This window comes from Kitasatospora sp. NPDC036934 (assembly GCF_055608425.1).
The window spans coordinates 557344-577692 of sequence record NZ_JBVJQR010000001.1; the positions used below are offsets into that span (position 1 = coordinate 557344).

The window sequence follows — 20349 nt, forward strand, 5'->3', positions numbered from 1 at the left end:
CAGATCTGATAGAGATCAGCTACCCGGCTAGGGTGCGTGCGCGATCTTCCGACCCCACGCCGCCCCTGCCCGCCCGCCCCAGGACCGGAGACCCACGTGGCCGACAATGACACCCTGCGCCAGTACCTCAAGCGCGTGGTCGCCGACGCCGTCGACACCCGGGAGCGCCTGCGGGCCCTGGAGGAGCGCCAGTGCGAACCGATCGCGATCATCGGCGCCGCCTGCCGCTACCCCGGCGGCGCCGACTCGCCCGAACTGCTCTGGAAACTGGTCGCCGAGGGCGTCGACGCCGTTTCCGGATTCCCGGCGAACAGGGGTTGGCCGCTCGATTCCCTGTTCCATCCCGACCCCGACACCGTCGGTACGAGCTACGTCGAACAAGGCGGATTCCTGTACGACGCCGATCGATTCGACGCCGAATTCTTCGGCATGTCCCCGCGGGAGGCCCTCGCAACCGACCCCCAGCAGCGCATCCTGCTGGAAATCGCCTGGGAGGCCTGCGAACAGGCCGGGATCGCGCCCGAAACCCTCCGCGGCAGCCGAACCGGGGTGTTCGCCGGAGTGATGTACAACGACTACGGCAGCCGGCCCCATCTGCCCCGGGAAGACTTCGAGGGCTACCTGTTCAGCGGCAGCGCCCCCGGCGTCCTCTCCGGCCGACTCGCCTACGCCTTCGGCCTGGAGGGCCCCGCCGTCAGCGTCGACACCGCCTGCTCCTCCTCGCTCGTCGCCCTCCACCTCGCCTGCGCGGCGCTGCGCCGCGGCGAGTGCGACCTCGCCCTGGCCGGCGGCGTCACGGTGATGGCCACCACCGCCGCCTTCCTCGGCTTCTCCCGCCAGCGGGCCCTCGCCCCGGACGGCCGCTGCAAGGCCTTCTCGGCGAGCGCCGACGGCGTCGGCTGGGGCGAGGGCGCCGGGCTGCTGATGCTCGCCCGGCTGTCCGACGCCAGTCGGGACGGCCGGCGGGTGCTCGCCGTCGTCAGGGGCTCGGCCGTCAACCAGGACGGCGCCTCCAACGGCCTCACCGCGCCCAATGGTCCCGCCCAGGAACGGGTGATCCGCGCCGCCCTCGCGGACGCCCGGCTGACCACCGAGGACATCGACGCCGTCGAGGCCCACGGCACCGGGACGGCGCTCGGCGACCCGATCGAGGCCCGGGCACTGCTGCGCACGTACGGGCAGCGCCCGGCGCAGCGGCCGGTCTGGCTGGGCTCGCTGAAGTCCAACCTCGGGCACGCCCAGGCCGCCGCCGGTGTGGGCGGGGTGATCAAGACGGTGGAGGCGCTGCGGCGCGGTCGACTGCCCGCGACGCTGCACGCCGAACAGCCCTCCCCGCACGTGGACTGGGAGTCGGGGGCGCTCGCCCTGCTCACCGAGGCCCGTGACTGGCCGACGGTCGACCGTCCGCGCCGGGCGGCGGTCTCCTCCTTCGGGCTCGGGGGAACGAACGCGCACGTGATCCTGGAGGAGGCCCCGCCGGAGGAGGCGGACAACCCCTCGGCAGTGCGGGCCGCGCCGCCGGTGGTGCCGTGGGTGCTCTCGGCGCGCTCCGCCCGGGCTCTGGCGGAGCGGGCGCGGGATCTGCTGGCGCTGGTCGGCGGGACGGGCCCGGCTCCGGATCACCGGGACGTCGCCCGGATGCTGGGCGTCGGCCGGGCGGCGCTGCCGTACCGGGCGGCGGTGGTCGGCCGGACGGCTGCCGAACTCGTCGAAGCGCTGGGCGAGTTGGCCGGAGGCCTTGCTGCGGGCGAGGCCCGGCGCGCGGAGCGGCGGGCGCGGACGGTCTTCCTGTGCCCGGACGGGGACGGGCCCGGCTCTGGTGTGGTGGCCGAACTCCGTTCCGCCTTCCCGGTGTTCGCGACGGCCTGCCAGGAGGCGTGCCAGGAGGCGGGCGGAGAGGCCGGCGAGGAGGCCGCTGTGCTGCCGGGGGCCGCCGCGGGCGGATTCGTGGCGCAGATGGCGCTCCACCGGCTGTACGTCGCTTGGGGGTTGAGCCCGGCGGCACTGGTCGGCCGGGGTAGCGGCGAAGTGGTGGCCGCCCACCTCGCCGGGGTGCTCTCGGCGCCGGACGCGGTGGCCCTGCTCGCGGCCCGCCAGCGCCTGCTCCGGCAGGGCGACGAGCCGGCGGCCCGCGCGGAGTTCCGGCGCGAGGTCGCGGCGCTGACCTTCGCCGCGCCGACGTTGCCCCTGATCTCGGCCGCGAGCGGTCGTGAGGAGCCCGCCGAGCGGTGGGCGGACGCGGAGGGCTGGGCCGAGCGCGCCCTGGCGGGCGAGGGGCCGATCGCGGAGGGGCTGGAGGACGTACTGGTCCTGGGAGTCGAGGCCGCGCCCGGCGAGGACGCGCCGTACGCCGTCGTCCGGGCGTTGGTCGGGCGGTACGTGGCCGGGGCGGCCGTCGACTGGTCCGCCTTCTTCGCGGGGAGCGGCACCCGGCACGTCGACCTGCCGACCTATCCGTTCCAGCGCGAGCGCTACTGGCTGGAGCCGACCACGACCGCTGACCCCGGGACCTCTTCGGCCTCCTCCGCCTCGTCCGCTTCGTCTGCTTCTGCGTCGGCGGTGGGCGACGCGGGGGCGCTCGCCCGGCACGTCGCCGACCTACCGGCCGGGGAGCGACGCGCCCACCTGCTGGACGCGGTGCGCGCCGAGGCGGCGGCCGTCCTGCGGATCGCCGACCCGATGACGATCGAAGTCGGCCGCCCCTTCCGGGAGTTCGGATTCGACTCGCTCACCGCCGTCCAGCTGCGCAACCGACTGGCGGCGCTGGCCGGGTTGGAGCTTCCGGTCACCGTGCTGTTCAACCACCCCACCCCGGAGGCCGTGGCCGACTTGCTGCTCGACCTGATGGCCGCAGCGGACCGGTCGTTCGGCACCGACCGGCCGTCCGGCACCGACCGGCCGATCGCGCTCGCCGAAGTCGACCGGCTGGAGGAGGCCTTGGCGGGCCTGCCGGCCGGCGGCGCGGAAGTCCTCGCCGTCACCGAACGCCTGCGGGACCTCCTCGACCGCTTCGGGCGGCTGGAGACCGCCACCAAGGACGAGCTGTTCGACCTCATCGACAACGAGCTCGGCCGGGCCCGGACCTGACGGCGCCGGTCGATCCGGAGCTGACAGCACGCCCGCCGAGAGAGGAAGCCACCATGTCGGACGAGGAGAAGCTCGTCGACTACCTGCGCTGGGTCACCGCCGACCTGCGCGACGCACGACGCAGGATCGCCGAACTGGAGTCTGCTCAGCCGCAGTTGCCCTCGCCCCCGCCCGCGGGTGAGCCGATCGCGATCGTCGGCATGGCCTGCCGCCTCCCCGGCGGCGTCGCCTCGCCCGACGACCTGTGGCGGCTGGTGCTGGACGGCCGGGACGCCGTCACACCGTTCCCCACCGATCGCGGCTGGGACCTCGACGCCCTCTACGACCCCGACCCGGAGGTGCCCGGCACGTCCTACGCCCGGGAGGGCGGCTTCGTGGACACCGCCACCCGCTTCGACGCCGGGTTCTTCGGCATCTCCCCGCGCGAGGCCACCGCCATGGACCCGCAGCAGCGGCTCCTACTGGAGACCGCCTGGGAGGTGTTCGAGCACGCGGGCATCGACCCGACCGCCCTGCGCGGCACCGACGTCGGGGTGTTCGCCGGCGCCACCGAGCAGTCCTACCTCGGGCCGGACACCCCGGCCGAGTACGAGGGCTACCTGCTGACCGGGCGCCTGGGCAGCGTCGTCTCCGGCCGGATCGCGTACACCTTCGGCTTCCACGGCCCGGCCGTCACCGTGGACACCGCGTGCTCCTCCTCGCTGGTGGCCCTGCACCTCGCCGTGCGCTCGCTGCGCAGTGGCGAGTCGACGCTCGCCCTGGCAGGCGGGGTGACGGTCCTGGCCTCGCCGCTCGGCTTCGTGGACTTCGCCCGGCAGCGCGGCCTGGCCCCGGACGGCCGCTGCAAGTCCTTCGCGGCGGCGGCGGACGGCACCGGCTGGGCCGAGGGCGCCGGGCTCGTCCTGCTGGAGCGGCTCGCCGACGCCCGCCGCCACGGCCACCGGGTGCTCGCGGTGGTGCGCGGCACGGCCGTCAACCAGGACGGCGCCTCCAACGGGCTGACAGCGCCGAGCGGCACCGCGCAGCAGCGGGTGATCCGCAGCGCCCTGGCCGACGCCGGACTCACCCCCGGCGAGGTCGACGCCGTCGAGGGCCACGGCACCGGCACCAGGCTCGGCGACCCGATCGAGGCGCAGGCCCTGCAGGCCGTCTACGGCGCGGACCGCCCGGTCGGACGGCCGCTGCTGCTGGGCTCGGTCAAGTCCAACCTCGGGCACGCGACGGCCGCCGCCGGGATCGGTGGGGTGATCAAGGCGGTGCAGGCCCTGCGGCACGGCGTGCTGCCACCGACGCTCCACGTGGACGGGCCGACGCCGCTGGTCGACTGGGCCGCGGGCGGGGTCGAGCTGCTCACCGAGCGGCGGCCCTGGCCATCGGCGGACCGGCCGCGCCGTGCCGGGGTCTCGGGATTCGGTGTGAGCGGGACCAACGCCCATGTGCTGCTGGAACAGGCGCCCGAAGCCGAGCGGGCGCCCGAGACCGAACCGGCGCCCGAGGCGGCCCCGCTTCCCGCCGTACCGTGGCTGCTGTCCGCCGCGACGGCGAGCGGCCTGCGCGCCCAGGCCGCCCGGCTGCTGGACCACCTGGCACGGAGCCCCGAGGCCTCGCCCCGGGACGTGGCCGAGACCCTCGCCACCGGCCGCGCCGCGCTCAAGCACCGGGCCGCCCTGGTCGGCGCCGACCGGGACACCCTCCTGCGCGCTCTGGGCGCGCTCGCCGAGGAGCCGGACGGGAAGCCGGGCGCGGAGCCGGTACGGCCGGGGCGGCTCGCCTTCGTGTTCCCCGGGCACGGTTCGCAGCGCCCGGAGCAGGGCCGCGGCCTTCACCGGGCGTACCCGGCGTTCGCGGCGGCCTTTGACGAGGTCTGCGCCGCGCTGGACCCGCACCTGCCGGCGCCGCTCGGTGAGGTGCTGGCCGGCAGGGGAGCGCTGGAGCGGTTCGGGTACGCGCAGGCGGCGGTGTTCGCCTTCGAGGTCGCACTGTTCCGGCTGCTGGAGTCCTTCGGAGTGCGGCCCGACGTGGTGGCCGGGCACTCGGTCGGCGAACTGGCCGCCGCCCACGTCGCCGGGGTGCTGGCGCTGCCGGACGCCGCGACCCTGCTCGCCGTCCGCGGCCGGCTGGTCGAGGCACTGCCCGCCGACGCGGCGGTGGTGGCGCTGGAGGCCTCCGAGGCGGAGGCGGTCGAGCTGATGGCGCGGCACGGCGGGCGGGTGTCGCTCGCGGCGGTGAACGGCCCGGCCTCGGTAGTGGTGTCCGGCGACGCCGCGGCGGTGGGTGAGGTGGCCGTGGAGGTCGAGCGCCGCGGCCGCCGGGCCCGCCGGCTGACGATCAGCCGGGCGGTGCACTCGGCCGGGCTGGACCCGATGCTTCCGGAGTTCCGGCGGGCAGTGGCGGGCGTCCGGCTGGCCGCCCCGACGCTGCCACTGGTGTCCACGGTGACCGGGCGCCTCGCCACCGCCGGGGAGCTGTGCTCTCCCGACCACTGGACCGCCCAACTGCGCCGCCCGGTCCGCTTCCTGGATGCCGTCCGCACCCTGGCGGCCCAGGGGGTCGGGGCGGCCCTGGAGGTGGGCCCGGACGCGGTGCTGTCGCCGCTGATCGGGGCCTGCCTGGACGGCGGCGAGCGGCCGGTCACGGCGGTGCCGAGCGTACGGGCGGGCTCGGCCGAGGCACCCGGCCTGATCGGGGCGTTGGGCGCGCTCTGGGCGGCCGGGGTGCCGGTCGACTGGCGGGCCGTGCTCGGCCCGGCCCGGCGGGCGGCGGCCGAGCTGCCGACGTACCCGTTCGAACGGCAGCGGTACTGGCTGACGCCCTCGCGGGCCACGCGCCAGGACGCCGGTTCCGGTGGGCGGGCGCTCGGTCACCCGCTGCTGACCGGTGTGACGGAGCTGGCCGGGCGCGGCGAGCTGGTGTTCGGCGGACGCCTGCCCGGCGGTTCGTCGGCCGAACTGGTGGAACTGGCCCTGCGGGCGGGGGAGGAGGCCGGGCACGGCGTGCTCGACGAACTGACCATCCATGACCGGCACGGTGCGGTGGAAGCGCAGTTGGTGCTCGCTCCGGCGGACGGCGACGGGCGGCGCGCCTTCGCGGTCCACACCCGGGCGGGGGAGAGCGGGGCTTGGACGTCGACCGCCACGGGCGCGCTCAGCCGGGGTTCCGCCGAGCCTGCCCCCGACGGTGAGGCGTGGCCGCCGCCGGGCGCGGAAGCGGTGCCCACGGAGATCGACGGAGTGACGGCGCTCTGGCGTTCGGACGGGGAGTCGTTCGCCGAGGTGGCCCTGACCGAGGATCCGGCAGAGGACTGGGGCCTGCCCCCGGAGCTGCTGGACACGGTGCTGCGCTGCGCCGGTCCCGGGCGCGCCGCCGAGTGGCGCGGGGTCCGGCTGTACGCCACCGGCGCCACCCGGGTACGGGCCCGGCTCACCCCCGGGCCGGACGGCACGGCGCTGCGGCTGACCGACCCCGGTGGCCGTCCGGTCGCCTCGGTGGCCGCCGTCGTCCTGCGGCCGCTGACCGAGCAGGACCAGGTGTCTGCGGAGGAACGGTCCCGGGCCCGGGACGGGCTGTTCCAGCTGGACTGGACCCCGGTGACCCCGCCGCCGTCCGTGCCACCGGTGACCTGGGCGGTGCTCACCGACGGCACCGCGCTCGTGCCGCCCTCGGCCCGCAGGGTCGCGCACCTCGCGGAGGTACTGGACACGATCGGCGAGTACGACGCCGTGCTCGCCCCGCTGGTGCCCGCGCCCGGCGGCGACGTCCCGGCCCGGGCTCATCAACTGGCCCTGAAAGCACTCCAGTTGGCCCAGTCCTGGCTGGCGGACGAACGCACCGCCACCGTACCGCTGGTCGTCGCGACCAGCGGCGCCGTGGCCGGGGTCACCGACCCGGCCGCCGCCACCGCATGGGGCCTGCTGCGCTCGGCCCAGTCCGAGGCGCCCGACCGGATCGTCCTGGTCGACCTCGACGACGACCTGGCCTCTGCCGCCGCCCTTCCCGCACTGCTCGCCTCCGGCGAACCCCAGGCGGCGGTCCGGGCCGGCCGGCTGCTGGTCCCGCGCCTGGCCCGGGCCGTGCCGGGGGCCTCGTCCGGAACCGGTGTCGGTGCCGGAACCGGTGTCGGTGTCGGAACCGGGGCCTCGCCCAGGGCCGGGGCCGTGCCAACCGGCGGCACCGTCCTGATCACCGGCGGCACCGGCGCCCTCGGCGCGGTGTTCGCCCGTCACCTGGTGCGCCGCCACGGCGTGACACGGCTGCTGCTCACCGGCCGGCGCGGGCTCGCGGCCCCCGGGGCGCCCGCCCTGGTGGCCGAACTCGCCGCGCTCGGCGCCCGGGCCACCGTGGCGGCCTGCGACGTCGCCGACCGGGCCGCGCTCGCCGCACTGCTGGCGACCGTCCCGGCCGACCGGCCGCTGACGGCCGTGCTGCACGCGGCCGGGGTGCTGGACGACGGCCTGCTCGGCGCGCTGAGCCCCGAGCGGCTGGCCGCGGTGCTGCGCCCCAAGGTGGACGCCGCCTGGCACCTGCACGAGCTGACGCTCCCGCGCCGGCCGTCCGCCTTCGTGCTGTTCTCCTCGGTCGCCGGGATCGTCGGCGGGCCGGGCCAGGCCAACTACGCCGCCGCCAACACCTTCCTGGACGCCCTCGCCGAACACCGGGCCGGACTCGGCCTGCCCGCGACCGCGATCGCCTGGGGCCTCTGGCAGGGCGGGGGCGGCATGGCCGGACACCTGGGTGAGGCGGACCTGCGGCGGATCGCCCGCAGCGGGCTGCGCCCGGTCACCGCGGCCGACGGCCCGGCGCTGCTGGACGCGGCGCTGGACGGCCGGCGGGCCGCCGTGCTGGCCGCCCCGCTGGACCTCGCCGTGCTGCGACGCCGACCCGCCGACCTCCCGACCTTGTTCACCGGTCTCGCGCCGCTGCCGCCGCGGCCCCGCGCCGGGACGGGCGAGGTGGCGGTGGAGTCCCTGGCCCGGACGATCGCCGGGCTGCCGCCGGAGCGGCGCCGGGCGGAGGCCGTCGACCTGGTTCGCCGGGAGGCCGGCCGGGTGCTCGGCCACCCCGACGCCGCGGCCGTCGGCGCCGAGGACGCCTTTCCCGCGCTGGGCTTCGACTCCCTCGCCGCCGTCCAACTGCGCAACCGGCTGGACGCGTTGACCGGCCTGCGGCTGGCGCCCGGGGCGGTGTTCGCGCACCCGACCCCGGCCGCGCTGGCGGACCACCTGGTGTCGGAGCTGGCCCTGCCGGAGACACCCGCCGGGGCCGAGGCGGCCGCCGGTGCCGGGGACTTCGCGGCTGACGTCCGTCTGGACGAGGACGTCCGCCCGGCCGCCGAGGTGGTCGAGGAGGCCGCCGAGCCCCGGGAGGTGCTGCTGACCGGTGCGACCGGCTTCCTCGGCGCCTTCCTGCTGCGCGACCTGATGCGCTCCACCAAGGCGACCGTGCACTGCCTGGTGCGCGCCGCCGACCACGCCGCGGCCACCGAGCGGCTGCGCGAGCGGCTGCGCTGGTACCGGGTGTGGGAGGAGATCGACCAGGACCGGCTCGCGATCGTGGTCGGCGACCTCGCGCAGCCCCGACTCGGCCTGACCGAGCTGGAGTTCGACCGGCTGGCCCGGACCGTCGACGTGGTCCACCACGCCGGGGCCGCCGTCAACTGGCTGCGCCCGTACGCCGAACTGCGGGCCGCCAACGTGGACGGCACCCGGGAGGTGCTCCGGCTGGCCGCCCGGCACCGCACCGTGCCGGTGCACCACGTCTCCTCCACCGCCGTCTTCACGCCCCTGGCCCCGGCGCCCGGCCCGCGCGCCGTCTCGGCCCCCACCGGTCCGCCGCAGGCGCTGGCCAACGGCTACGCCCAGAGCAAGTGGGTGGCCGAGCAGGTGGTGGCGATCGCCCGGGAACGCGGACTGCCGGTGACGGTCTACCGGGCCGACGTGATCTGCGGCGACCAGGTCCACGGTGCCTGCCAGACCAGGGACTTCTTCTGGTTGAGTCTCAAGGGCCTGGTCCAGGCCGGGGCCGTCCCGGCCGGGCTGGCGGCCGCGGGCGCCGTCCACCTGGCCCCCGTCGACTACATCAGCGCGGCCATCACCACCCTCGCCGGGCAGCGCGGGAACGCCGGCCGGACCTTCCACCTGCAGAACACCAGCACCGAGGGGTACGGCGAACTGACCGGATACCTCAGGGAGTTGGGCTACTCGCTGCCCGAGGTGGAGCTCTCGGCCTGGCAGCGCGCGGTGCGCGCCGACCCGGGCAACGCGCTCACCCCGCTGCTCGACCCGTTCGAGCGGATCGCCGGCCACGAGGCCGTCCATCCGCTGATGGACGTCTCCGCCGCCGAACGGGCCCTGGCCGGAACCGGCATCGCCTGCCCGCCGATCGACCTGCCGCTGTTCCGGCGCTACGTGGACTTCTTCGTCCGGACCGGCTGGCTCCCGCCGCCGCCGGCCGGCGCCGCACCCACCGGCCCGTCCGAACCCGTCGGACTGCCCGCACCCACCGGCCCGCCCGGACCCACCGCCTGACCGCGCCCCGCCCGACCAGGAGGACGACCATGCATCTGGAGATCACCCCGATCGACGCACTGCGCCGCGCGGCCCGCCGGCCCGGAGCGGGCCCGGCCCTGCACTACGAGGAAGCCGCCATCGGCTACCCCGAGCTGCTGGACCGGGCCGGGCGGCTCGCCGAGGTGCTCGCGGAGGGCGGGGTGACGGCCCGCCGCCAGGTCGCCTACCTGGGGCTGAACAGCCCGACGCTGCTGGTCGCCTACCTCGCCTGCAGCTGGCTGGGCGCGGTCTTCGTCCCGGTCAACCACCGGCTCGGCGCGGCCGAGGTGGCCGAACTGCTGCGGGACTGCGATGCCCACACGGTGGTGGCCGAGCCGGGCCACGCGCCGCTGGTCGACCGGGAGTCCGGCGCGCGGCTGCTGCTGGTGGACGACGACCTGGCCGCCCCGGTCATCGAACCGCCCGGCCCGCACTGGACGCCGCTCGGCCCCGCCCTGGCCGCCGCCGCCCAGCCGCCGCGCCAACCCGCGCCGCTGGACGCCGAGGACCTCGCCGTCCTGCTGTACACCTCCGGCACCACCGGCCGCCCCAAGGGGGTGCGGCTCACCCACGGCAACATCTGGTGGAACGCCGCCAACATCGACGCGGCGATGGCCACCCGCGAGGACGACGTCAACCTGGTGGTCACCCCGCTGTCGCACATCGGCGGGCTCAACTGCTTCACCCTGCGCAACCTCGGCCACGGCGGCACCACGGTGCTGCGCCGGCGCTTCGACCCCGAGCGCACCCTGCGCGACCTGGTCGAGCTGAAGGTCGACACCTTCTTCGCCGTCCCCTCGATGTACGCCCTGCTCGCCCGCCAGCCCGGCTTCGCCGCCGCCGACCTCTCCGCGCTGCGCGGCGCCGTGGTGGCCGGCGCGCCGGTGCCGCCGGGGCTGGTCCTCGACTACGCCGCGCGCGGGGTGATGCTCCAGCAGGCCTGGGGGCTGACCGAGACCGCCTGCTTCGCCAGCTACCTGCCCGCCGAACTCACCGTCGCCAAGGCCGGCTCGGCGGGCCGGGCGATGCCCTTCACCCAGCTGCGGATCGTCGACCCGGAGACCGGCGCGGACGTCGCAGGGCCGGACCGGCCGGGCGAGGTCTGGGTGCGCGGCGAGCACGTCTCGCCCGGCTACTGGCGCGGCGAGGAATCCCTGCGGGACGCCGAGGGCTGGTTCCGCAGCGGCGACCTCGGGCGGCTGGACGCCGACGGCTGCCTGTACCTGGTCGACCGGCTGAAGAACGTCATCATCCAGAACGGCGAGAAGGTCTACCCGGCCGAGGTCGAACGCGCCCTGGCCGGCTGCCCCGGCCTGCGGGAGGTCGCCGTCCTCGGGGCGCCGCACCGTGAGTGGGGCGAGACCGTGGTGGCAGTGGCCGTGGCCGAACCCGGCGGCGCCCCGACCCTGGACGCGGTGCGGGAGTTCGCCGCCGACCGGCTGGCGCCGCACAAGCTCCCGGTCCGGCTGCACCTGGTCGGGGAGATCCCGCGCAACGGTGCCGGGAAGGCCGACCAGGCGGCCCTGCGGGCCCTGCTGCCCACCGTCGAGGACGGGTCGGCGGCGGCGCGCCCGACCGGCCGGGACGGCCTGCCCGCCCTGGTCGCCGCCGCCACCGAGACGGCGCTCGGCTTCCCGCCCGGCCGCCGCCACGGCGCCACCACGAGCTTCGCCGAACTCGGCATGGACTCGCTCAAGGCCGTCCTGCTGCGCGACCAGCTGGCCGCCGCCACCGGCTTGACGCTGCCCGTGACGCTGGCCTTCGACCACCCGACCCCGGCCGCCGTGGTCGAGCTGCTGCGCGCCCGCCTCGGCGAAACCGCCCCGGCGGAGGAGGACCGGACGCCCTCCGCAGCCACCGGGGACGACCCGGTCGTGATCACCGGCATGGCCGTCCGGCTGCCGGGCGGGATCACCACCCCCGAGGCGCTGTGGCAACTGCTCACCGAGGAACAGGACGCCGTCACCCGCTTCCCCGAGGACCGCGGCTGGGACCTCGCCGCGCTCGAAGACCCGGACCCCGAGGCCCCCGGCCGCTCCGACACCCGGCACGGCGGCTTCCTCGCCGACGCCGCGCTCTTCGACGCCGACTTCTTCGGCATCTCCCCGCGCGAGGCCGCCGCGATGGACCCCCAGCAGCGCCTGCTGCTGGAGACCAGCTGGGAGGCGCTGGAGCACGCGGGCATCGCCCCGACCGCCCTGCGCGGCCAGGACGTCGGGGTCTTCACCGGGGTGTTCGCCAACGGCTACACCGAACGCGTCCCGGTCTCCCGCGCGGCCGACGGCTACCGGGTCACCGGCGGCGCCACCAGCATCGCGGCCGGCCGGGTCGCGTACGTCCTGGGCACCCACGGTCCGGCCGTCGCGGTGGACACCGCCTGCTCCTCCTCGCTGGTGGCCCTGCACCTGGCGGTGCGCTCGCTGCGGGCCGGCGAGTGCACCACGGCACTGGTCGGCGGCGCGACGGTGATGGCGACGCCGGACGCCTTCGTCGAGTTCTCCCGCCAGCGCGCCATCGCCCCCGACGGCCGGTGCAAGCCCTTCGCCGAAGCCGCGGACGGCACCGGCTGGGCCGAGGGCGCGGCCGTCCTCGTCCTGGAACGGCTCTCCGCCGCCCGTCGGGCCGGCCGCCGCCCGCTCGCGGTGGTGCGCGGCTCCGCCGTCAACCAGGACGGCGCCTCCAACGGCCTCACCGCGCCCAACGGCCCCGCCCAGCAGCGGGTGATCCGCCGGGCCCTGGCCGACGCCGGACTCGGCCCGGACGAGGTCGACGCGGTCGAGGCGCACGGCACCGGCACCGTGCTGGGCGACCCGATCGAGGCCCAGGCGCTCATCGCCGCCTACGGGCCGGAGCGCACCGAGCCGCTGCTGGTCGGCTCGGTGAAGTCCAACCTGGGCCACACCCAGGCGGCGGCCGGCGCCGTCGGCGTGGCCGCCACGGTGCTGGCGCTGCAGCACGGGGTGCTGCCGCGCACCCTGCACGTCGACCGGCCGACCAGCCGGGTCGACTGGTCCGGCGGCGTGGTGCGACTACGGACCGGGACCAGCCGCTGGCCGGAGCGCGGGCGGCCGCGCCGGGCCGCGGTCTCCTCCTTCGGGATCAGCGGGACCAACGCTCACGTGGTGCTGGAACAGGCCCCTCCGCAACGGGCGGGCACCCCCGACGCCGAGTCGGCGCCGTCGTCGGCGCCGACGGTGCCGCCGCTCGTGCCGCTGCTGGTGTCCGGGCGGACACCGGAGGCGCTGGCGGCCCAGGCGGGGCGGCTGGCCGAACTGCTGGACGGTGGGGCCCGCCCGCAGGACGTGGCGCTCTCGCTGGCTGCCGGGCGATCCCTGTTCGAACGGCGGGCCGTCGTGGTGGCCGCGGACCCGGCGGCCGTGCGCGCGGCGCTGCGGGCCCTGGCGGCGGGAGGGGAGGCACCCGAGCTGGTCACCGGGGTCGTACCGGCCGACCGGGCGGACCAGGACGTGGTCTTCGTCTTCCCCGGCCAGGGCACCCAATGGGCCGGGATGGGGCGGGAGTTGTGGCAGGCCGAGCCGGTCTTCGCCGAGCGGATGGCGGCCTGCGAGCAGGCCCTCGCCCGGTACGTCGACTGGTCGCTCGCCGGCGTCGTCCACGGCGCGCCCGACGCCCCGCCACTGGACCGGGTGGACGTCGCCCAGCCGGTGTCCTTCGCCGTGATGGTCTCGCTGGCCGCCCTCTGGGAGTCCTACGGCGTCCGCCCGGCGGCCGTGCTCGGCCACTCCCAGGGCGAGATCGCCGCCGCCTGCGTGGCGGGCGCCCTGACCCTGGCGGACGCCGCCCGGACGGTCGCGCTGCGCAGCCGGGCCATCGGCGAGCGGCTCGCGGGCAGCGGCGGGATGCTCTCCGTACCGCTGCCCGAACGCCGGGTCCGGGACTGGATCCGCGCCTGCGGCCGGGGAGTCGAGATCGCCGCCGTGAACGGGCCGGAGCGCACCGTTGTCGGCGGGGCGAGCGCGGCGCTCAGCGCCTTCCACGGCGAACTGGCGGGCCGGGGCATCGACGTCCGGATGATCCCGGTCGACTACGCCTCCCACACCGCGCAGGTGGCGGAGCTGGAGCCGGAGCTGCTCCGCCACCTGGCCGGGGTACCGGCCTCGGCCCCGGCGGTGCCCTGGTACTCGACGGTCGACGGCGGGTGGATCACCGGCCCGGTCGGCCCGGACTACTGGTACCGCAACCTGCGCCACCCGGTGCGCTTCGAACCGGCGGTACGGGCCCTCGCCGGCGACGGCTGCACGGCCTTCGTCGAGATCGCCGCCCACCCCGTTCTGAGCACGGCCATCGAGGCCACCCTCGCCGACACCGGGGCGGGCCCGGCGGCCGTGGTCTGCGGGACGCTCAGCCGCGGCGACGGCGGGCGGGACCGGTTCACCCGCTCGCTCGCGGAGGCGTTCGTCCGGGGCGTGCCCGTCGACTGGACGCCGCTGCTCCCGCCCGACGCGCGCCGGGTCGACCTGCCGACCTACCCGTTCCAGCGGCGGCGGTACTGGCCGGAGACGCCGCAGGACCAGGCCCAGGCGCAGGTTCAGGCTCAGGCGGTTGGCGGTGGCGCACTGTTCCGGGTCGCCTGGCGGGACCTGCCCGTGCGGGGCGCGGAGCCCGTCCCCGTCACGCCGGTCGCGGACCTGGCGGCGGCGCCGGAGTCCTCGGGCCGGCTACTGCTCCTGCCGGGGCCCGAGGCCACCGCCGACGAAGCGGCAGCCGCCGCAGCCGCCGCAGCCGCCGACGACGCCGAGCGCGCCCGGCGCGCGACCGCCCGGGTGCTGGCGGCCGTCCAGGCCTTCCTGGCCGAACCCCGCCACGAGGACCACCGCCTGGTCGTGGCCACCCGGTACGGCGTGGCGACCCAGCAAGGTGAGCCGGTGGACCCGGCCCAGGCGGCGGTGGCCGGACTGGTGCGCTCGGCGCAGACCGAGCACCCTGGCCGACTCCTCCTCGTCGACCTCGACCTGTCCGCCGACGCGAGCCCCGAGGCCTGCGCCCGAGCTGTCGGTGCGGCCCTGGGCGAGGCGCTGGCGGCGGACGAGCCGCAGTTCGCCCTCCGTGGCCCGGCCGTCCGGGTGCCCCGTCTGGTCGCGGCCGCACCCGGGGCGGACGGTCCGGCGCTGGATGGCGCCGGTACCGCGCTGATCACCGGCGGCACCGGACTGCTGGGCCGGCAGATCGCCCGCCACCTGGTGACCGGGCACGGCATCCGTCGGCTCCTGCTCGCCTCCCGGCGCGGCCCCGAGGCACCCGGCGCCGCCGAACTGTGCGCCGAACTGGCCGAGTTGGGCGCACACGCGGAGGTCGTCCGATGCGACGCCGCCGACCGCGAGCAGGTGCGCGCCCTGGTCGCCGGCGTCCCGGCCGAGGCGCCGCTGACCGTGGTCGTGCACGCCGCCGGAGTCCTGGAGGACGCCGTGATCGGCGCACAGGCCCCCGAGCGGCTCGCCACCGTGCTGCGCCCGAAGGCGGACGCCGCCCTCTGGCTGGACCAGGCCACCCGCGACCTCCCCGTCGCCCTGGTGCTCTGCTCCTCCGCCGCCGGAATCGTCGGGACGGCCGGCCAGTCCGGCTACGCGGCGGCCAACGCCTTCCTGGACGCCCTCGCGGCCCGCCGCCGGTCCGCCGGCCGGTCCGCCGTATCGCTGGCCTGGGGCTCCTGGGACGCCTCCGACGGCATGACGGCCGCCCTGAGCCGGGCGGACCGCGCCCGGCTGGCCCGCACCGGCGTACGGCCGCTCCAACCCGCCGATGCGCTGCGGCTGTTCGACGTGGGCATCGCCGACGGCCGTCCGGTACTGGTGCCCCTGGCCCTGGACGCCGCGGCGATCCGCCGACCCGCTCCGGCGCTGCTGCGGGACCTCGCCGCGCCGCACCCGGCGGCCCCGGCGCCCGGCGGCGCCGAACCGCAGCCGGTACGGCTGGTCGCCACCGACCCGGGCGCCCTACTGGAGCTGGTCCGGGCCGAAGCCGCCGAGGTGCTCGGGGCGGACGAGCGGATCCCGGCCGAGGAGCCCTTCGAGTACGCCGGCTTCGACTCCCTGATGGCGCTCGAACTGCGCGACCGGCTGGCCCGGTTGACCGGCGCCAAGCTCCCCGCGACGCTGGTCTACGACCACCCGAACCCGGCCGCCGTCGCAGAGCAGCTGCGCCACCTCCTGGGCTCCGTCCAGGAGCAGCGGGCGGCCACCGCCGCGCTGGACACTCTGGAGCACGCCCTCGCCGCCCTGGACGGGGCTGCCCGCGAGGAACACGCCGCCCGGCTGCGCACCCTGCTCCAGCGGCTCGAACCGGCCGCTGCCGCTCCGGGGGCCGCAGCGGGGGCCGCAGTGGCGGCCACCCGCGCGGCCGACGAACTGGCCGACGCCGACGACGACGAACTGCTCCGCTTCATCGACACCCGGCTCTGACCGGCACCCCAGAGAGGCACCGCGATGAACACCACCGGTCTGGCCGAACCCTTCCTCCGCGCCCAGCTGGAAACCCTGGGCCTGGCCGTCGAGTACGTCCGCGCCGAGGGCGACACCCTCTACCGGCGCGGCGACGACGGCGGCGAGATCCCCGTGCTCGACCTCGTCGGCGGCTTCGGCGCGACGATCCTCGGCCACAACCACCCCGAAGTGACGGCTCTCGCACAGGAGTTGCTGGCCGCTCAGGTGCCGGTGCACGCGCAGTTCTCGCTGCACCCGTACGCCGAGACGGTCGCCCGCCGGCTCAATGACATCCTCCGCCGGGAGACCGGTGACCCGGGCCGCTACCTGGCCGTCTTCGCCAACAGCGGGGCCGAGGCGGTGGAGGCCGCGGTCAAGCACGCCGAACTGGACCGCGGCCTGAAGGCGGCCGCGCTGTTCGAACGGATCGGCGAGGGCGTCGAGCGGGCCCGCCGGGCCGCCCGCGACGGCGCGCCCCTCAGCGCCGCCGCCCAACGGCTGGCCGGCGGCGGGGACTTCGAGGCGCTGGCCGCCGCCGTCAGCGCCGCCAACCGGGCCCGCGGTGAGGAGCCGCCGGTGCTGCTCGCGCTGGCGGGGGGCTTCCACGGCAAGCTGGTCGGCAGCGTCCAGCTGACCCACAACCCGGCCGTCCGGGAGCCGTTCCGGGCCCTGGCCGCCTCCTGCCGCTTCGTCTCCGCCGAGGACCCGGAGACGCTGGCCACGGCGGTCGCCGAGGAGCGCCGGGCACTGCTCGGCCTCGCCGTCTCCGAAGGCGCCGTGGACGTCGTCGAGCACCAACTGCCCAGGCTGTGCGCGCTGTTGGTGGAGCCGATCCAGGGCGAGGGCGGGGTCCGGCCGCTCACCGTCGGGTACGCGCGCGAGGTGCAGCGGATCTGCGCCGAGGCGGACTGCCCGATCGTGGTGGACGAGGTGCAGAGCGGCATGGGCCGTACCGGCACTTTCCTGGCGAGCTCGGCCATCGGGCTGCGCGGCGACTACTACGTGCTCGCCAAGAGCCTCGGCGGCGGCCTCGCCAAGGCCGCGGTGACGCTGGTCCACCAGCGGCGCCACCGGCCCGAGTTCGAGCTGCTGCACAGCTCGACCTTCGCCAAGGACGCCTTCTCCACCCTGATCGCCGCCCGCACCCTCGACCTGCTGGAGGCGGACGGCGGCGCCCTGTACCGGCGGGCCGCCGAACGGGGAGAACGCATCCTGGAGCAACTGTCCGGTGTGCGCGACGACTTCAAGGACGTCGTGGTGGACGTGCGCGGCCGCGGATTGATGCTCGGCCTGGAACTGCGCGACCAGAGCGACTCCCCGTCACCGGTGCTGAGCGAACTCTCCCGGGCCGGGGTGCTCGGTTACGCCGCCGCCGGCCACCTCCTCAACGCCCACGCGCTACGGGTCTTCCCGACCGCCAGCGCGGCGACCACCCTGCGGATCGAGCCGTCCGTCCGGATCACCGACCCGCAGATCGACCAGGCGGAAGCCGCCCTGCGCGCGCTCTGTGAGGTCCTGCGCGCCCAGGACGGCGAGCGGCTCCTGGGGCGTGTCTGACAACTCCTGGGGCGTGTCTGACAATTCGCGCGCCCGGCGGGAATCGTCAGACACGCCCGGGACCGCTGTTCGCCGCGTCAGCGGCTACCGGACTCCGGTTCGTGGGCCGGTTCCGTCACCTCGAACTCGGGGCCGTCCTGCGGCCCCTTGTCCTGCTCGTGCTCCGGTGGCGGACCGCCCTCGCCGGTCATCCGGGACTCCGGCGTCTCGACCGGCTCAGGCGGGTCCGCCGGCACGGGTTGCCCCGTGGTGCTCATCGTCCTCACCTCCTGGCACGCCTGGCGACCTCCTGGCACCCCCTGGCGCCCGGACGGGCTCGCCGACGGGTACGGGCGTCAGTCCTTCCCCACGTCCTTGACCTTCTCCCCGGCCTGCTTGAGGTCGCTCTTCATCTGTGTGCCCCGGCCCTCGGCCTCGACCACCCGGTCGCCCGTGGCCTTCCCTGCGGCCTCCTTGACCTTGCCCTTGGCCTTCTCCGCCATGTTGCGCAGCTTGTCCTCGGTACCCATGGGGTGCACTCCTCCACTCGGTTTCCGGTAACGGGCCGACGCTTACGGCCTCGGGACCGCGTCTGCCCCGGATCCGCGGTTCCACACCGGCCCGGCGGGAACCGGCCCGGGCTACGCCGCGACCGGCCGCGGCAGCGGGATCCTCGTGCCGGGCGCGAGGACCACGCCGAGCAGGCAGCCCGCCACCAGGCCGGCGCCGTGGTTGTTGTGCAACAGACACAGGAACACCCCGACCGCGGGGATGAGCAGCACGATCCAGACGCCCTTGAACGGCAGCCCCAGGTCGCTCTTGCGGAGCAGACAGGTGACGGCGAGAGCCCCCAGCAGGCCGCACACGGCCACGGAGTCGCCACCGCCGCGCGGTGACCAGCAGGCCAGGCTGACCACGTGGGACAGCACACCGCTGACCAGGAAGACGGACAGGGTCCGCCACCAGCCGAGAACCGACTCCGCGACGGCGCCGATCACCAGCAGGGCCGCCAGGTTGAACGCGATCTGCCCGATCCCGGAGGACTGCACCAGCAGGGCCGTCCCGGCACGCCACCACTGCCCGTCCGACAGCGCGTCCGGCCGGCGCATCAGACCCTCGACGACGCCGGGTACCGCGTACTGGACCACGGCCATCACCGCCATGACGGCGAACAGCGCGGCGGTCACCCACGGCCGCCGTGCCAGGGCGGCCCGGACAACCGCCAGCACCTCAGCCGGTCCGGTGCCGCCGCCCGCCGAACCGCCGCCCGCCGAACCGCCGGCTCCGGCACCGTCCGCGGTCCCGACCAGCAGCAGCGTCCGCAACCCCACCCCGACCACCACCGCGGCACTCGCGTACAACCCGATCTCGTGCGGCGACATCGGCGCCCCCCTTCGAACACCCGTGGGGCACCTCACCCCGCCAGGTCGCTCATCATCGCAATCGGCCGGACACCGACGCCAGCCCAAATGATCATCGACCTGCCGTGACGACCGTCACGGCGGGAGCCGGGTTCCGCGGTGGTCGGCGGCCCGCTCCGGGGTGATCCTCTCCGCGGCCCGCGTTTGGCCCGGCCCCGGCCGGGGACACGCCGGGCCTGCGGGGGAGTTGAAGAGGAGGACCGAGCGATGTCGAACGATGCCATCGTCCTGCTGCGGGAGGACCACAAGGAGGTCCGCGGCCTGTTCCGCGAGTACCGGGCGCTCGCCCAGGACGGCGACGACCAGGCCCGGGCCGGGACGGTCGGACGGATCATCGAGTCGCTGACCGTCCACACCTACCTGGAGGACGAACTCGTCTACCCCAGGATCCGCCAGGAGGTGGAAGGGCTCGCCGAGGAGATGGACCGGGCCAAGGAGGAGCACCACGTCGCCGACCTGCTCTGCGAGGAGCTGAGCCGGATGTCCCCCGGCGACGAGGGCTACGACGCCAAGACCACCGTCCTGATCGACGCCGTCGAACGGCACATCGAGCAGGAGGAGGCGGACTGGTTCCCGAAGGTACGGGCCACGCTCGGCCGCAAGGAACTGCGGGAACTCGGCGAGCGGATGCAGGCCGTGCGCGAGACCGCCCCGCGCCACCCGAGCGGCGGCGGGGTGCTGCACCGCATCGCCGACGCCCTGGAGGGCTGAGCCGTGCACCACGACGAGGACCTGTTGGAGCAGCTCACCGCCGACCACCGGGCCGTACTGGTCCACTTCAGCGAACTCAGCGGCCTGCCCCACGGCGACCCGCGCCGCAAGGAGCTGGCCGACCAGGTGGCCGACCAACTGGTGCGCCACACCCGCGCCGAGGAACTCCACCTCTACCCGCTGGTCCGCGACCGGCTGGCCGACGGACCGGCGGTGGAGGAACGCGAACTCGCCGACCACCGCGCGGTGGAGGCCCTGCTGCAGGAACTCCGGCCGACCGGGGTCGACTCGCCCCACTTCGACCGCCTGGTGGCCCGACTGACCGAGGAGGTCACCCGGCACGCCGGCGACGAGGACGCCCGACTCTTCCCGGCCGTACGGGCCGTCACCACCGAGGCCGAACTGCGGGAGCTCGCCGCCCGCGCGCGCGAGGCCAAGGCACGCTCCTCCGGCCGGCCCCGCCACCAGCCCCCGACCGAACGTCCCGCCGACCGCCTCCCGCCACCCGAGCGCCCGCTGGTGGAACGGCTGCGGGACTACGTCTCCCGGGCCGAACCCAGCTGACCCCGCGGATCGGAGGAGACGACGACCACCCCGGTGGCGCACCCG

General features: G+C 76.2%; 8 protein-coding genes and 1 pseudogene. 6 read left to right on the top strand and 3 right to left on the bottom strand.

Annotated features, from left to right (window positions below; genetic code table 11):
- Positions 1–99 precede the first annotated feature (99 nt).
- The 4 genes and pseudogenes from ACZ7BZ_RS02500 to ACZ7BZ_RS02515 all read left to right on the top strand — a co-directional run.
- Positions 100–3087 (top strand): annotated as a pseudogene (locus ACZ7BZ_RS02500) (type I polyketide synthase); the annotation flags it as partial.
- Between the two features lie 53 nt (positions 3088–3140).
- Positions 3141–9611 (top strand): thioester reductase domain-containing protein, encoded by a 6471-nt coding sequence (locus tag ACZ7BZ_RS02505; protein WP_470356754.1) that lies wholly within the window; start codon positions 3141–3143, stop codon positions 9609–9611.
- A 29-nt stretch (positions 9612–9640) separates the two neighbouring features.
- Positions 9641–16051, top strand: a complete 6411-nt coding sequence (locus ACZ7BZ_RS02510) for an SDR family NAD(P)-dependent oxidoreductase (RefSeq protein WP_470356755.1) — start codon at positions 9641–9643, stop codon at positions 16049–16051.
- A 24-nt stretch (positions 16052–16075) separates the two neighbouring features.
- Positions 16076–17629 carry an aspartate aminotransferase family protein gene (locus ACZ7BZ_RS02515; RefSeq protein ID WP_470356756.1) on the top strand — a complete coding sequence of 518 codons (1554 nt, stop codon included), beginning with the start codon at positions 16076–16078 and terminating at the stop codon, positions 17627–17629.
- A 77-nt stretch (positions 17630–17706) separates the two neighbouring features.
- On the opposite strand, the gene ACZ7BZ_RS02520 is transcribed toward ACZ7BZ_RS02515, so the two are convergent.
- From ACZ7BZ_RS02520 to ACZ7BZ_RS02530, 3 genes are all read right to left on the bottom strand, one after another.
- On the bottom strand, positions 17707–17886 hold the full coding sequence (locus tag ACZ7BZ_RS02520; RefSeq protein ID WP_470356757.1) for a hypothetical protein: 180 nt from the start codon (positions 17884–17886) through the stop codon (positions 17707–17709).
- A gap of 78 nt (positions 17887–17964) precedes the next feature.
- The gene (locus ACZ7BZ_RS02525) at positions 17965–18138 is read right to left on the bottom strand and encodes a CsbD family protein (protein WP_470356758.1); all 174 of its coding nucleotides are present in this window, start codon (positions 18136–18138) and stop codon (positions 17965–17967) included.
- 111 nt (positions 18139–18249) lie between these two features.
- A complete protein-coding gene (locus ACZ7BZ_RS02530; RefSeq protein ID WP_470356759.1) occupies positions 18250–18990 on the bottom strand; it encodes a rhomboid family intramembrane serine protease in 741 nt (246 codons plus the stop codon).
- A gap of 246 nt (positions 18991–19236) precedes the next feature.
- Here ACZ7BZ_RS02530 and ACZ7BZ_RS02535 point away from each other — a divergent pair, with 246 nt between their 5' ends.
- A complete protein-coding gene (locus ACZ7BZ_RS02535) occupies positions 19237–19740 on the top strand; it encodes a hemerythrin domain-containing protein (RefSeq protein ID WP_470356760.1) in 504 nt (167 codons plus the stop codon).
- A gap of 3 nt (positions 19741–19743) precedes the next feature.
- Complete coding sequence (locus ACZ7BZ_RS02540; RefSeq protein ID WP_470356761.1) at positions 19744–20304, top strand: hemerythrin domain-containing protein; 561 nt, start codon at positions 19744–19746, stop codon at positions 20302–20304.
- Positions 20305–20349: the final 45 nt, after the last annotated feature.

Coding starts and splice junctions, on each gene's coding strand:
- ACZ7BZ_RS02505 (WP_470356754.1), top strand. CDS start 3,141: ATGTCGGACGAGGAGAAGCTCGTCGACTACCTGCGCTGGGTCACCGCC.
- ACZ7BZ_RS02510 (WP_470356755.1), top strand. CDS start 9,641: ATGCATCTGGAGATCACCCCGATCGACGCACTGCGCCGCGCGGCCCGC.
- ACZ7BZ_RS02515 (WP_470356756.1), top strand. CDS start 16,076: ATGAACACCACCGGTCTGGCCGAACCCTTCCTCCGCGCCCAGCTGGAA.
- ACZ7BZ_RS02520 (WP_470356757.1), bottom strand. CDS start 17,886: ATGAGCACCACGGGGCAACCCGTGCCGGCGGACCCGCCTGAGCCGGTC.
- ACZ7BZ_RS02525 (WP_470356758.1), bottom strand. CDS start 18,138: ATGGGTACCGAGGACAAGCTGCGCAACATGGCGGAGAAGGCCAAGGGC.
- ACZ7BZ_RS02530 (WP_470356759.1), bottom strand. CDS start 18,990: ATGTCGCCGCACGAGATCGGGTTGTACGCGAGTGCCGCGGTGGTGGTC.
- ACZ7BZ_RS02535 (WP_470356760.1), top strand. CDS start 19,237: ATGTCGAACGATGCCATCGTCCTGCTGCGGGAGGACCACAAGGAGGTC.